Source organism: Vibrio sp. M260112, from assembly GCF_036533775.1.
Taxonomy (GTDB): domain Bacteria; phylum Pseudomonadota; class Gammaproteobacteria; order Enterobacterales; family Vibrionaceae; genus Vibrio.
Window position 1 is genome coordinate 34145 of sequence record NZ_JATABH010000006.1, and the last position, 15944, is coordinate 50088.

Genomic DNA, 15944 nt, shown 5'->3' on the forward strand with positions numbered 1-15944 from the left:
ATTTAATGACTCAGTGACTGAGATCTAACTTCAGCCACTGAAATCAACACAGTTACTCCACCCGCAGACCTTGTTGATCAAAAAGATGGCAATCTGAATGTTTACAGCTTAAGTCCATTGTCTGGAATTTTGTCACTTCCTGATCGCCAGGCAGATGGACCTTAAAGCCATCAACACCGCAAGCCTGACCAAACATATAGGTACTGTTGCCAAGCCTTTCTACCACTTCACTCTGGAAGTTAAAATGAACATCCCCAGACAGTTCAAGTTCCAAATGTTCCGGACGAATGCCTAATGTAATGCTGTCACCTGCAGACAAAGAGCGCTGTACTGCTGGCAAGGTGAACACGGAACCATCCTCACTAACCAGTTGTAAACCTTGACCACTAGAAGACTCAACCTTGGTTGGGATAAAGTTCATCTTAGGAGAACCTATAAACCCGGCAACAAACTCATTCTGTGGTTTATGGTATAGCTCAAGTGGAGAGCCAACCTGTTCTACACGTCCGTCACGCAATACCACGATCTTATCGGCCAGAGTCATGGCTTCAATCTGATCATGAGTTACGTAGATCATAGTGTTTTGCAAATCTTGATGCAGCTTGGCAATTTGCAAGCGCATGTCGACACGTAGCTCGGCATCCAGATTTGAGAGTGGCTCATCAAACAGGAAGACTTTCGGGTTGCGGACAATGGCGCGACCAATAGCAACACGTTGACGCTGACCACCAGAAAGTTCTTTTGGTTTGCGTTTAAGTAAATGATCAAGTTGTAGAGTTTTCGCTGCGCTTTGAACCTGTTTATCGATCATCGCTTTTGGCTGACCGTTCATTTTGAGGCCAAAGCCCATGTTCTCTTCCACTGTCATATGCGGGTAGAGAGCGTAGGACTGAAACACCATGGCAACACCGCGTTCGGCGGGATCTACATCATTGACCAGTTGGTTATCTATATGGATCTCTCCACCTGAGATCTCCTCTAGTCCAGCAACAAGACGTAAAAGTGTCGATTTGCCACAACCTGATGGCCCAACGAAGACAACAAACTCACCGTTCTCTATTTCCAGATCAACACCATGAATGGTCTGCACATCCCCATAGCGTTTGATGACCTGTTTTAAGCTGATGTCAGCCATAGTTACTCCTTGCCTTATGGCTCAAAATACTTTTCTAGTGAGCGAATCATGCGCGTTAAAACAGCACAAATATCGCCTGATGTATAAAACATACTCGCTTGATAGATTTTTGTTACCTCGTAAAGGGAAATAGTTGATCGTGATCATGGTTATTTAGTGGAAAATGAGCATTTTTGTGGAAACGTTTACAAAAATGATTTGTCGGTATGTATTTAATCATCATAGTTATTAATATGTAATTGTAGATTAGATAAAACTTCATCCTTTAGTAACTTTCTGTCTACTTTTAATAGCGTTTATTGAAGTGGATATAACTAAAGGATGTGACAAGGAGTCACACGAAATGGAGCAATCTGTGAAAACGATATACCCCGAAAATCGTCTTCCTTCCGCAAGACGTAAAGCAAGGGTAAGCGCAAAGCTTTCACCATGGCTGTTTTTAGCCCCAGCAATGGCTATTTTTGCTATTTACGTTATCTATCCAATTTTAGATAGTATCTGGCTTAGCTTCTATGAGTGGGATGGTCTGGGGGACAAAGTTTGGGTTGGCTTAGATAACTACCGTGAGTTGTTTGACTCTGAAGCGTTTTATACCTCTCTAAAGAACAATACTATGTGGCTGGTGTTTTTTATGCTGGCGCCACCCATCGGCTTGGCAATTGCACTGTTCCTTAATCAACAGGTAAAAGGGATTCGCGTAGTTAAGTCGTTGTTCTTTTTCCCATTTGTTATTTCTCAAGTGGTCGTGGGTTTGGTGTTTGCATGGTTCTATGATCCGTCGTTTGGTCTGTTCAATATGGTGCTTGGCGCGTTTGGCATAGAACCTATTTCAATTCTTGCTGATGAAGATTATGTCACCTACGGCATTATCGCAGCAGGCCTATGGCCACAAATCTCCTACTGCATGATTTTGTATCTGACAGGTTTAAACAATCTCGACCCAGAACAAATTGAAGCTGCTCGTCTTGATGGAGCGAAGAAATGGCGCATGCTTTGGTATGTGGTTATCCCTCAACTTCGTCCAGCTACCTTTATTGCTATTGTCGTGACTGTCATTGGCGCGCTGCGCTCATTTGACTTAGTTGCCACTATGACCGCTGGTGGTCCGTGGGGCAGTTCGACAGTTCTGGCGTACCAAATGTATGAAGAGTCGATCTTCAACTACCGAATGGGATATGGCGCATCTGTTTCTGTTGTGTTGTTCCTCATCATGGATGTGTATATCGCTTACTTCTTATGGCGTATGTTGAGGAGTGAAAAATAATGTACCCACAACCGATTCAAAAAGCGGGACGCTTTGCCAATATCAGCTACCGCGTCGCGCTACCTATTGCGATAGTGATGTGGCTACTGCCTCTTATCGCAGTGATGATGACCTCTATTCGTGGCATCGAAGACATCAATACTGGTAACTACTGGGGATGGCCAAGTGAGTTCCAGTTGGTCGAGAACTACACTCAGGTATTTACCTCAACGTCGATGGGTCAGTATCTGTTTAACAGTTTATTGATCACTCTACCTGCGGTAGCGGGTGCGGTTGCTCTGTCTACCTTGGCTGGTTTCGCTTTGGCTAAGTACAAGTTCAAAGCCAATGTCTGGATCTTTGCGCTGTTTATCGCCGGTAACTTTGTCCCTTTCCAAATCCTGATGATCCCAGTTCGTGACCTGACCATTAGCTTTGGCCTATACGATACTCACTGGGCATTGATTCTGTTCCACATCGCCTTCCAAGCCGGCTTCTGCACGCTGTTTATGCGCAACTTTATTGTCGGTATTCCGGATGCATTGATTGAGGCGGCACGAGTTGAAGGGGTCAGCGAGTGGAAAATATTCTGGCATGTTGTTTTGCCATTGGTTCGCCCTGCTTTGGCGGCATTGGCTGTGCTGGTATTTACCTTTATCTGGAATGATTACTTCTGGGCTCTGGTGCTGGTGCAAAGCGACGAAGTGCGACCTGTTACCGCAGGCTTAAGTTCACTTAAAGGTCAGTGGCTGGCATCGTGGCAGTTTATCTCTGCTGGCGCCATTGTTGCTGCAATTCCTCCCGTGGTGCTGTTCTTTACTATGCAGCGTCACTTTATCGCTGGTTTAACTCTTGGTGCGACCAAAGGTTAGTTTTCACAGCTTGCCAGTCACTCTTCTCTGGCTGGTCAGCTCTTTTATGTCGTTAATAAATATAACTATTGGACCCATGAGCATCTGCTCACAAACAAGGACCTGAATATGAAATACGTGAAACATCTTGCTGCCTCTGCAGTTCTCGGGGCAACACTCTCGACTACCGCTTGGGCCGGAACTCTAGTGATTAACTCAGATCAGGCTGACCCTGCACCCAAAGCCGCCTGGCAAGAGATTGTTAAACGCTTTGAAGCAGCAAACCCAGACATCAAGGTTGAGTACAACCTGTATGATAAAGAAGCCTACAAAACCACGATTCGTAACTGGCTGGTGACATCACCACCAGATGTGGTGTTCTGGTATGCGGGTAACCGTATGAAAACTTTTGTTGATCGTGGCCTGTTTGAAGATGTAAGCGATATCTGGGCTGATAAAAATATGAAGCAGGACTTTGCGGCTGCAGCTCCGGCAATGACGGTTAACGGCAAGCAATACGGTGTGCCTTACACCTATTACCAGTGGGGTGTTTACTACCGTAAAGATATTTTTGAGCAGTATGGCATTGCAGAACCTAAAACTTGGGAGGAGCTGAAAGCCGCCTCAGCAACGCTGAAACAGAACAATGTTGCTCCTTTTGCTATCGGTACTAAGTACTTATGGACAGCAGCTGGCTGGTTCGATTACATCAACTTGCGTACTAACGGTCTTGATTTCCACATTGACCTTATGGACGGCAAGATCCCTTACACTGATGAGCGTGTGAAGAAAACTTTTGCCAACTGGGCTGAACTGGTTGAGCCGGGCTACTTCCTTGATAACCATGCATCTTACTCATGGCAAGAAGCGCAGCCATTCCTATACAACGGTCAAGCTGCTATGTACCTGATTGGTAACTTCATTACGCCAAACTTCCCTGAAAATATGCAAGGTAAAATGGGTTTCTTCCAGTTCCCAATTATTGATGCTTCAGTTCCTGTAGCAGAAGATGCGCCAATGGATACTATTCATATCCCTACCAAAGCGAAGAACAAAGAGGACGCACGTAAGTTCTTAGAGTTTGTCGCACAGGCTGAAATTCAGCAATTGATCAATGAATCTATCCTACAAATCCCGACCAACAACAAAGCTAAAGCAGCGGATGATGAGTTCCTCAACAAAGGTGTTCAGATGCTTGCTGGCGCTCAGGGTACGGCTCAGTTCTACGATCGCGATACCGATCCAGCGATGGCTAAAGAAGGTATGAAGGGTTTCCAGGAGTTTATGGTTAAACCTGAACGTATCGACAATATTCTGAAAAAACTAGAAAAAGTACGTCAGCGTACGTTTAAGTAATTCAGCAATAAATCTTCCCTTACTTGCTACTGACGTTCCCTATTTACTGGTTAGTAGCAAGTAGAGGATGGCACCACTCTATTTGGGGTGGTGTTACCTTCAGAGCACTGCCTTGCCAAATGGGGGCGCTCTCTTTTCTCTTATCTTTAGGGTGCTGTGATGAGAACTTTTAGCCAAATCATAGCGGCGCGAGAATGGGAGAACCAGCATGTGGTTCACCATAATGTTTTACCCGCGCACGCTCCTCTTCATGCTTATTCAAGCGAACAGAACGCTTTAACCAAGTCTCAATCGGAGAAGCAGCTTAGCCTCAATGGTTGTTGGCACTTTGAGCTGTTCGAAAGGCCGGAAGATGTGCCCGCTGAGTGTGTTGATAAGAGTTTTGATCATAGTGAATGGAGTGAAATAACGGTGCCGGGAAACTGGCAGCTGCAAGGTTTTGATAAACCTATATATACCAATGTGAAATATCCGTTTGCTGACACGCCTCCGTTGGTGCCACAGCACAATCCCACCGGTGTTTATCGCTGCCATTTTGATTTTTCCGCCAGTGAAGCGCAAACCACCATTACGTTTGACGGAGTGAATAGTGCCTTTCATTTGTGGTGTAACGGTCATTGGGTAGGATACTCGCAAGACTCAAGACTGGCGGCAGAGTTCGATTTGTCACACTTGCTTGTTGATGGTGACAACCAAATTACCGTGATGGTGTTGAGGTGGAGCGATGGCTCCTATCTCGAAGATCAGGACATGTGGTGGCTTAGCGGTATCTTTCGAGACGTCACCTTACTGAGTAAACCTGCCATTCATATTAAAGATGTCGAGGTAGTGACTGAGCTAGACGACAGTTACCGCGATGCCAGACTGAAGGTCGCGACGACCTTGTCAAAAAAGAATCTACCGCATGTGGTTAGAGTTAGTCTTTATGATGCTCAACAGCAGTTAGTCATTACTCAGGATACCAGTGCTGGAGTCGAGTTTGTCGACGAAAAAGGCCCATGGTGTGACAAAGTCAACCATAGCTTAAATATCAATGCCCCACAGTTATGGAGCGCAGAATCACCGACCCTGTATCGAGTGGTGATTAGTTTGTTGGATGAGCAGGGTAAGTTAGTGGACTGCGAAAGCTATGACGTTGGCTTTAGGCAGGTTGAGATCAGTCAGGGGCAGCTCAAGGTCAACGGGCAGCCGTTGTTGATTCGTGGTGTGAACCGCCATGAGCACCATCCTGAATTAGGTCATGTGATGACGCGTGAAGATATGCTTCGCGACATCAAGTTGCTTAAACAAAACAACTTCAATGCAGTGCGCACCGCTCATTACCCTAACCATCCGTTGTGGTACCAACTGTGTGATGAGTATGGTCTCTATTTAGTCGATGAAGCCAATATCGAAACTCACGGTCAGTTTCCTATGTGCCGCTTGTCTGACGATAGTGAGTGGCTCAATGCCTATATGCGTCGTATGACGCGTTTAGTCGAGCGTGACAAGAACCACCCATCAGTGATTATCTGGTCGTTAGGTAATGAGTCTGGCATCGGCAGCAACCATCATGCTATGTATCAATGGGTTAAGCAGCGTGATCCGTCACGACCAGTACAGTACGAAGGGGGCGGTGCAATGACCGCTGCGACAGATATTATCTGCCCTATGTATGCCCGTGTGGACTGGGATCTACCTGTTGTTGCTCACCAGCCACATGTGACACCGCGAGTAGGAATCAAAAAGTCCATCGCCTTACCTGACGAACAACGGCCTTTGATTCTGTGTGAATACGCTCATGCGATGGGCAACAGCTTAGGCAGTTTCAGTCATTATTGGAAGGCCTTTCGCGATCATCCTCGTCTGCAAGGGGGCTTTATCTGGGATTGGGTCGATCAGGGTTTGACTAAGGTTGATGAGCAGGGCAATCAATACTGGGCATACGGAGGTGACTTTGGTGATGAAATCAATGACCGCCAGTTCTGTATCAATGGTCTTATTTTCCCGGATCGAACCCTTCATCCGACGCTGTTCGAAGTGAAGAAAGCACAGCAGTTTTATCAGTTTAATCTAATCGATCAGGCACCGCTTACTCTGCGCATTAGCAGCGAAAAACTATTTACCTCCTCACTAGGAGAAACACTTCAATGGCAAGTGTTAGAGGATGGGGTTGTGGTTGATTGTGGTCAGATTGAGCTGGTGATTGACCGTCAGCAAAGCGTTGAACTGGTACTGGAAAACAGCGCTGCACGCGACAAAGCAGGCGCTCGTTATCACCTTAATCTTGATGTAGTGCTTAACCAGGCAACACCATGGGCGGAGGTTGGACATATCACGGCTAGTGAACAGTTTGAATTATCGGTCGACGCTCAGTTAGTACTACCAGACGCCAATCCAGCCTGGCTGGCTAATGTCTCTGATAGTCCTGAAAAGCTGTTGGTCTACAGTGATCTTTTTGCTATTGAGTTCGATAAGCAGCTCGGTGCTATCTGCAGTTGGAAAGTAAACGACAACGAAAAACTGACTCAGCCTGTTTTGGATAACTTCTATCGCGCCCCGTTAGACAATGATATTGGTACTAGCGAAGCGGATCGACTCGACCCCAACTCTTGGTTCGCTCGTTGGCAGGCTATTGGCTTGGCCTCTCTTGAGCGTCAATCGATTGATTTTGAATGGAGTGAAAACAAGGCAGGTGTGCAGGTTGTGGCTAAAGCGACCTATCTGCAAGCGGGTAAAGTTTTAATACTTTCTACCTGGCGCTATCAGATTTCGCAAAGTGGTGATGTTTCGATAGATGTCGATGTCGAGCTGGCTAATGGACTTCCCCCATTGCCAAGGATAGGTATGGAGCTGGCGCTGTATGACCATGGTGTGAGTGAACATCAGCAACCTGTGCGTTGGTTTGGTCGTGGTCCGCATGAGAACTATCCTGACAGAAAGCTTTCCGCCCATTTTGGCCGTTATCACTCTTCTGTAGAGCTGATGCATACCGACTACATTTTCCCGTCAGAGAATGGCTTACGTTGTGATGTTAGCCAAGCGCAGGTGGGGGAACTCTTTATACGAGGCAATTTCCATTTTGCGGTCAGTGAGTTTAGTCAGGAGAATCTGGCTACAGCCAAACACACCAATGAACTGGTCAAGCAAGATAGCATTTATGTCCGCCTTGATGGTTTCCATATGGGGGTTGGTGGTGATGATTCATGGACGCCAAGTGTCCATCAGCATTACCAGTTACTTGAAAAGCGTTATCGCTATCAGCTCACGCTAAGCTTTGTCATTTAAGGAGCGATTGATGAATCAGTTCGTACAACTACACAGTGATAATGTGTCACTGGTGATCAAACTTAGCCCTGCTCCAGAAGTGCTCTATTGGGGGATGTCTATTAATTGCTTAGATGCTCAGCAGTTTGATTCTCTGGCACAAAGTCAGTTGCGTGCGGTGCCTCAGGCACGTTTGGATCATGATGTTCCTTTAACTCTTTGTCCTGAGTTAGGGCGGGGCAGTTTTGGCTCTTCGGCGATTGAAGGGCATCGCAATGGTCTGGCGAGCATGCCTCGACTTGATTATCTCAGTCACACTCAATCTGGCAATGAGGTTGAGATTGTTTGTCAGGATGAGTTGGCCCAACTTATCTTAACAATCTGCCTTAAGCTCGATAGTACAGGGGTGTTGAGTAAACAGATGAGCCTGAGCAACGTCAGCCAACAGGAGTACACGTTAAACAAACTGGCGCTGACACTTCCGCTACCATTCAGAGCTTCGGAGTTGGAAAGTTATCATGGTCGCTGGAGTCGGGAGTTTCAGTCTCAGCGCCAGACCATCAACCACGGTTCCTGGTTGGTGGAAAACCGTCGAGGTCGCACTTCCCATGAATACTTTCCCGGTTGCCTGCTGGGTACAGTAGGGTTTTCTGATCAAGCCGGTGAAGTGTGGGGATTTCATTTAGCATGGAGTGGTAATCATCATTGGCGCGCAGATGTGAAAAGTGATGGCCGTCGATTACTGCAGGCAGGTGAGTGGCTTATTCCCGGGGAAGTGATTCTTAAACAAGGGCAGAGTTACACCACTCCAGAGCTTTTGGCTACCTATAGTCCAAAAGGTATCAATGGTATTCGCAAAGCAAACCATAGCTACGTTCGACAGCAGATTTTACCTTTTGAAAGTCACAAGTTGCGCCCCGTCCACCTTAACACGTGGGAAGGGATTTACTTCGACCATGACCCTGATTATATATGCCAAATGGCGACTCAGGCAGCTCAGATGGGGGTTGAACGTTTCATCATTGACGATGGCTGGTTTAAAGGCCGCAACAATGACAAGTCTTCATTGGGAGACTGGATATTGGATGCAAGCAAGTACCCAAATGGTCTGGAGCCAGTGATTGAACATGTTAACTCTTTGGGCATGGAGTTTGGTATTTGGGTTGAGCCAGAGATGGTTAACCCAGATTCTGACCTGTTTCGCCAGCATCCAGACTGGTTGCTTGGAGCCGAGGGGTATCAGCAGCCGACCGGGCGTTATCAATATGTCCTGAATCTGCAAAACAGTGACTGTTTTCAGTATTTATTTAACAGTCTGGATACCCTGCTCAGTGAGCATAACATTGGCTATGTTAAGTGGGACATGAACCGCGAGCTGGTTCAGGCGACTCATCAGGGGAGTGGAGCAGTACATGGTCAGACCAAAGCTCTGTATCGACTTATTGACCAGCTGGTTTCCGCTCATCCTAATGTTGAAATTGAGTCGTGTAGCTCAGGTGGTGGTCGGGTTGATTATGAAATCCTTAAACGAACCTGTCGTTTCTGGACATCCGACTGCAACGATGCACTTGAACGGCAAACTATCCAAAAGCACATGGGGATCTTTTTTCCACCCGAGGTGATGGGGGCGCATATCGGGCCGTCCCACAGCCATACCACAAGACGCTGTCATGATATTAACCTGCGCGGTCTGACAGCTCTCAATGGTCATATGGGGGTTGAACTTGACCCGGTTAAAGAGAGTGAACAAGAGAAACAGGCTTTTGCCAAGTATATTGCGTTGCATAAACAGTATCGAGAGCTGCTGCATAGCGGTGACAGTTTTTATCTCGACAGCAGTGACCAGACCCGTTTGGCCTATGGGGTGACAAAAGCTCAGCAAACCCTGATTACAGTATGTCAAAAAGCGATGCCAGACTATGCCCTGCCGGAACCTTTATTGATTGAACATTTGGAACCACAAAAGTGCTATATAGTTCGTCTGGTGGATTACCCCCAATCCAGCGCTCAGTTGATGAAAGAGGGTGAAACCTGGTGGCATGAGGGAGAGATTACACTCAAAGGTGAGTGGTTAGCCACAGTTGGTCTCAGTCTGCCTATCCTTGACCCTGAAGCTTGCTTATTGCTTAGCATTGAGGCGATATAAATAGTTAAGGGCGCATTGTGCGCCCTTAAACTTAACTCAAGGTGAAGCGTGTCCAGACTTTTGAACGCCAGCGCCTCGCCATGATTAAACCTCGGAACCACTCATCGAGTGCAATCGCCATCCAAGCACCGATAACACCAAAGCCATACCGAACAAGGCCGTACTGCTTAATGCCGTGCCAAACAGCAAGTGATCAAATAGGTAAGTCAGTACCGGAACTGCATAAAACAATACGCTGACTTTGTCCGAGCTCTCTTTGTTGACCATATACATCAGCAATAGCAAGGCTCCTACAGAGGCAACAATGCTCATCCAGAGAGCAGAGAAATCAGAGCCCGCAGGGCTAGAAAACTCCACTGTGAAGAGAACTGCAAGCCGAGCTTAACGATCACCGCACCACTACTCCACATCACCAGAAATAACACGGGTGCTATGGTATTGAGTTTAGTCATTGTGATTAACCTTATTGTTGATATGACAGAACGAGCAAGTGGCGGCCGCGCACCTTGCTGATCACTATATCTGGTCTTGAGCTGGATAAATGATCCGAAAAGACGCTTTTCTGTTCGTGAAGGTCGTAGTTGACAGTGATAGACAAAACAAAAAAGGGCACCACTAGGGTGCCCAAAAGGGGTTGTTATTATTATTTTAGGGTAACGGCAGGCGCGGCCTCTTGTAAGCGCTCTTGATCATTGAGTGACTTTTCGTATTGGCTGTACTTCCACCAAGCAAAACCTAGGAAGATAACAATGCCGCCAACGTTGTAGAAAATGATGGTCATGATGTCTGCGCCTGTTGGGAACGTTGACGCTAGGAAGCCCACAGTGAAGATACCGATCAGAATCGAAACCACGGCAATTCCTGTCATGCGTGAACCCATTTTGAAATCACGTTCTAGATGATCCAGTTTTAGGCGCAAGTTTAGGTAAGCCAGCATAATGAACAGCGGTGGGAGCATTGAAGCCGCTGCGGTCATATTGATCACCGTATTCATAAGATCCTGAGCTGTATTTGAGCCTAAGGTTGGGATAATCATTAGTGGGAATACGATGGCGTACTGTACCCAAGCTGCACGTGCTGGAACGCCATTTTCATTAAGCTCTACCGTTTTCTTACCAAAGATACCTTCAGGAATTTCTGAGAAGAAGATTTTTACAGGTGTTGCAGTCCACATTAGTAGAGAACCAAACATGGCTGTGAATGAAACCAAGCCCACGAAACGGTTCATCAGGATTTCAGGTAGGCCAAAGTAACTTGCTAGCCCTTCAAATACCTGAACTGAGCCACCTGTGTATTTTAGCTCTGAGCTAGAGACAAATACGTTGATGAGTACAGAAGAGACAGAGTAAAGCGCACCAATAAAGATACCTGCAATAATGATCACTTTTACAAAAGACTTAGAACCACCTTTAACGTCGTTGACGTAAACCGCGACAGACTCAGCACCGCCCGCAGCCATAAAGATCCATGTAGTAATGCCAAGGAATGCCCAACTGAAATCAGGGATCATTGCTTCAACAGTTACTGGGTCAGCCGGTTCTACGCCGCCAAGTAGCGCAGCGCCAGAAAGCAAGATGTACGAGATAGTCAGTAACAGCATTAATGATGAAGTGACGGAAGTAATTGGCCCCAGCATTTTTGCGCCGTTGGTAGACACATAAGTTGCGAACGCAAACAGGATCATACTGAGAGCAGTGGTCGCGAATGGTGTCAGAATGTACTCATAGCCGAGGAAAGCATAGGAAGCGTAGGCGATAACGCGTGGCAGTAGTGAGGTAAAGAAGAACAGGTTTACGAACCAGTAAGTGTAAGCAGAAATAAATGCCCAGCGACCACCGAGTGAGCTTTTTACCCAAGCATAAACCCCAGCTTCTGAATCTTTGTTGAGAGAAACGAACTCAGCGATGATTAAGCAGAAAGGGATGAAATAAAAGATGGTCGCTAAGAAGAACATTGGTGCCGATGCTAGACCGATTTCAATATTGTTGTTAATGACGTTGTTGAAACTGAATACGGCAGCGAAGGTTAAGGACAGCAAGCCAAACTTGCCTATGGTGTTACGTTTGGTATCAGACATTTGTTATATCTCCGAAGAGTCACGTGTTTGTAGGGTTTTATCGAGAGGCTGATGCGACAGGCATCGCCCCTCGTTGTTATTGGTATGAATGTCTTGGTTACTTGTTGAGGAAGTAGCCATCTTCGATGGTTACTTTCAGCACCACTTTGCGCACTCGGTTGTCACCTAAGAAACAATAGCCTTGGCTATTGTCAAAAATAGCCAACTGACCTGCGCTCAGTTCACGTACTTGCCCTTTACCTATCAGGTATTCACGATCCGTTTCATCGCTATACGCCTCAAGCTGTTGTAGCTGAGACTTATCCGCAAATTCTACTGATTCTTTGCCTTCCAGATAGTAGTGCACATCAAAGTAGCGGCGGTTACCGATAAAAGTGTCATTGTTCAGTGAAATGCCATCTTCAATCATGTACACCAGTGAGTCGCCAATGGAGTGCATTACGCCATCTTTGATGTTGACGCAGTTTTCAATCGCCTCAACACAGCGGTTCCATTTACGACCATTGCGGTACACTTGTTTGAATTGCTCTAAGCTTTCTAACACGATCATGGGTTATGCCTCGTTTATATCAGTTGTTGTGACACGCTTGTTCTTAAAGAAGGCGTCACCAAAGTTGTGTGCAGCCAGTGCTTGGGCGTTACAGTCACCCGCTTGCAGTGGCATTAGTGTCAGGCCATAGCAAAACTCATCCATGTAGACACGGTATGAATCGAGCACTTCACTGCCCCAAGAATTGGAACCAAGTCCCATCAATTTGTGGTCGAGATTCAGAGTGATGTAACCACTTTTCTCAAGCTCAATTGTGTGCTGAGCTTGATGTAGATTTTGGTTGGTGTAGAACCAAGCGCTGAAGTTGATCTCTTGCTGAGGCTTTACTAACAAACCGGTGCCATTGCGATTAGTCAAAGCTGCCCAGCGAACGTTTTGACGGTTGCCGTTATTTTGAGGGAATGGGTAGTTCTCAAACATATCAGCGACGGTTGTCTGGTAAACATCAATCATGTTGGCTTGCTTGCTGTCTTGGTAGTTTTCTTCTGGGCCACGACCATAGTATTTGACCTGTTCGAACTCACCATTGAGCCCAAGATCTAAACCGATCACAGGAATGACATGCGGGTAATTGCCATAGCGTTCGCCGCTCAGTTCTAGGTTGAGTTGTCCTTCAGCGTTGATCTGGTAGCGGTAGCTACAACGCATCCCGAAATCGAATACTGGTGGCGCGATGATACTGGTCGTGGTGATTTCGACTTTGCCATCAATCAGCTCAACATTGAGGGTGCGGAAGTGCTCTTGCATGATTTGAAGGTGGGCAGGTTGCCACAATCCTTCATGCTCTTGCTTGTGGTTGTCGATCATTGGTTTGAAGAAGTTGAGCTTCGGTTCAGATTTGATCAGCTCCTCACCATTGACCAACCACGAGGTTAGCTTGCCATTGACTTTCGAGAAGTTAATTGCAAAGTTATGGCCCTCAATCAAATAACCAAGACGGCTCTCCTCGATATTTAATCTGGTTGCGTTGGCGTTACTATAAGTTGTAGTGGTTGCCGTATTTGCTTTGATTGGGTATTGGTAAACCGCAATATCGTGGTTAGCCGCGCTGTAGAGAGTGCAGCTATCTTTACGCACGGTAAAGTTGACGAAGACTTCACGTTGATCCAATTCAGGGATCGCAATCTCAATGTCTCGTTCAGAGTTGGCGGCTAAGTCAGCTACTTTGAATTGAACGGTGCGTAAAGTCTCACCTTCGGCGCGAATATCTGCGGTAATGGTGTAATCGTTGATGTCTGAGAACCACAGCTTGTTTTCAATGGTAAACTTACCCATTTGTGGGTCGATAGCGCGGATTTTTACTGGCGCGATCACCTGCTTGTACTCTTTTAAGCCTGGGCCTGGAGTTTGGTCAGGGTAGATCAAACCATCCATACAGAAGTTGTAGTTGTTAGGGTAGTCGCCATAGTCACCACCGTATTTGTAGAAAGACTTACCTTTCTCATCGTGGGCTAAAATGCCATGGTCACACCATTCCCAAACATAATGACCTTGGATGTGATCATGTTTGTAGAACACATTTTGATATTCAGTCAGACCACCTGGGCCATTACCCATAGCGTGGGCGTATTCACAGATGATGCGCGGTTTTTCGTGCGGGAACTCGCCGAAATAGTTCATCAATTGTGCACGTGAGTACATGGTTGAAATGACATCAACAACCTCCGCGTCACGGTCTTCTTCATAGTGGACGAGGCGAGTGTCATCAATCGCTTTGGTTGCCGCGCACATCGCGCGGATGTTACAGCCGTAGCCTGATTCGTTGCCCATCGACCACATGATGATGGATGGATGGTTTTTTTGTGCGTGGATGTGGCGTTCGGCGCGCTCGACAAACACAGCTTCCCACGCGGCATCATTCGTGATTCGGCTCAAATCTCCCACGTTGGCAAAACCATGAGTTTCTACATCGGTTTCCGCCATAACGAACAGACCATAGATATCACACAGTTCATAGAAGCGAGGGTCATTAGGGTAGTGAGCTGTACGCACAGAGTTAATATTGTGTTGCTTCATCAACACGATGTCTTTCTCGACGCGATCCATTCCCACAGCGCGACCCTTTAGATGATCGTTGTCGTGACGGTTAACCCCGTGGAGCATTACATATTGATTGTTGATGTAAAACAGGCCATCACGCACCTTAATGTCACGGAAGCCAACTCGTTGTGGGATCACTTCCAAGATGTTGCCTTGATTATCACGCAGAGTGATCAGAAGTTGATAAAGGTAAGGATTTTCAGCGGTCCAGTGAACTGGATGGGTCATTTCGATGTTAAAGCGAGCCTGAGCAGATTGGTCGATAGTCAGGTTACTGCATGAGCCTTGAGCAATAACCTGACCTTTATCCATCAGAGCGTAGTCTAGTGAGTAGCCATGCGCTTGCTGGTTACTAAGGTTCTCAAGTTCCACCTGACAAGAGAGCGTTGCTGCGACGTAGTCGTCGGCAAAGTCAGTGCGGACGGTAAAATCTTGCACATGGGTTTGTGGTCTACCCACAAGGTAAACATCACGGAAGATGCCGGCGGTCCACCACATATCCTGATCTTCGATGTAGGTAGAGTCAGCCCACTGCATCACGCGCACTGACAGAAGGTTATCGCCTTGTACTACGTATTTTGAAATGTCGAATTCGGCGGTAAGTCTGCTCCCTTTGCTAAAACCGACATATTGACCATTTACATAGACTTCAAAGTAGGTTTCCACACCATCAAATTTGATGATGGTTTGTTGATCATTCCAACTCTCGCTCAGAGTGAAATTACGCTGATAAGCGCCAGTTGGGTTATCGCTTGGCACAAAAGGAACATCAATTGGGAAAGGAAAACCTTCATCAGTGTATTGAAGATCGCCATGGCCTTCCATTTGCCACATATTTGGAACCGTAATCTGGCCCCACTGTTCCATCTTGTCAGTGTAAAACTCCTCAGGAACCAAGAGCGGGTTTGTGAAGTAGTTAAAACGCCACTGTCCGCTTAGCAGCATAAAGTGGTTGCTGAGCTCGCGTTGAAAAGTTTGTGCGCTGTTGACGGAATCGTATGAGAAAAAATAGGCACGTGGTGCCATGCGGTTCTCATGTAGGTGTAGGAAGTTTTCCCAATTGTTCACGATTGCTCTCCCTCGGCTTAAAGCGTCTGATGACTGCCGACGTTCTGTTAAAAAATGCTCAGTGAGCTTATGGGAAAGATTTTAGTAAAACTTTTACTAAAATAAATTGGTGAAAACGTTTTACTTTAACTGGATCACGATTTATTCGAGTCGGTAGGTGAAAGCTGTGATCACGATTAAAGAATAATGTTTAACCACATCTTATTGCTGGGTGAGGGGGGAGTAGCTGCAT

9 protein-coding genes and 1 pseudogene are annotated in these 15944 nt (G+C 46.5%); 5 read left to right on the plus strand and 5 right to left on the minus strand.

Annotated elements, in window-relative coordinates:
* Positions 1-52: 52 nt before the first annotated feature.
* Positions 53-1135 (minus strand): ABC transporter ATP-binding protein, encoded by a 1083-nt coding sequence (locus QTN95_RS04365; protein ID WP_331416482.1) that lies wholly within the window; start codon positions 1133-1135, stop codon positions 53-55.
* A 343-nt stretch (positions 1136-1478) separates the two neighbouring features.
* Here QTN95_RS04365 and QTN95_RS04370 point away from each other — a divergent pair, with 343 nt between their 5' ends.
* From QTN95_RS04370 to QTN95_RS04390, 5 genes are all read left to right on the plus strand, one after another.
* A complete protein-coding gene (locus QTN95_RS04370; protein WP_331416483.1) occupies positions 1479-2399 on the plus strand; it encodes a carbohydrate ABC transporter permease in 921 nt (306 codons plus the stop codon).
* A complete protein-coding gene (locus QTN95_RS04375) occupies positions 2399-3250 on the plus strand; it encodes a carbohydrate ABC transporter permease (RefSeq protein ID WP_331416484.1) in 852 nt (283 codons plus the stop codon). Before QTN95_RS04370 ends, QTN95_RS04375 begins: the two co-directional genes overlap by 1 nt.
* A gap of 108 nt (positions 3251-3358) precedes the next feature.
* Positions 3359-4585, plus strand: a complete 1227-nt coding sequence (locus tag QTN95_RS04380; RefSeq protein WP_331416485.1) for an ABC transporter substrate-binding protein — start codon at positions 3359-3361, stop codon at positions 4583-4585.
* A gap of 159 nt (positions 4586-4744) precedes the next feature.
* Positions 4745-7852, plus strand: a complete 3108-nt coding sequence (locus QTN95_RS04385) for a beta-galactosidase (protein ID WP_331416486.1) — start codon at positions 4745-4747, stop codon at positions 7850-7852.
* A gap of 10 nt (positions 7853-7862) precedes the next feature.
* Positions 7863-9977, plus strand: a complete 2115-nt coding sequence (locus QTN95_RS04390) for an alpha-galactosidase (RefSeq protein ID WP_331416487.1) — start codon at positions 7863-7865, stop codon at positions 9975-9977.
* A 192-nt stretch (positions 9978-10169) separates the two neighbouring features.
* Here QTN95_RS04390 and QTN95_RS04395 read toward each other — a convergent pair.
* The 4 genes and pseudogenes from QTN95_RS04395 to ebgA form a co-directional block, all read right to left on the minus strand.
* Positions 10170-10289: pseudogene (locus tag QTN95_RS04395) on the minus strand (DMT family transporter); the annotation flags it as partial.
* Between the two features lie 331 nt (positions 10290-10620).
* Complete coding sequence (locus tag QTN95_RS04400; protein ID WP_331416488.1) at positions 10621-12054, minus strand: amino acid permease; 1434 nt, start codon at positions 12052-12054, stop codon at positions 10621-10623.
* A gap of 97 nt (positions 12055-12151) precedes the next feature.
* Positions 12152-12604, minus strand: coding sequence for a beta-galactosidase subunit beta (locus tag QTN95_RS04405; protein WP_331416489.1), 453 nt, complete (start codon positions 12602-12604; stop codon positions 12152-12154).
* 3 nt (positions 12605-12607) lie between these two features.
* On the minus strand, positions 12608-15712 hold the full coding sequence (gene ebgA / locus QTN95_RS04410) for a beta-galactosidase subunit alpha (protein WP_331416490.1): 3105 nt from the start codon (positions 15710-15712) through the stop codon (positions 12608-12610).
* Positions 15713-15944: the final 232 nt, after the last annotated feature.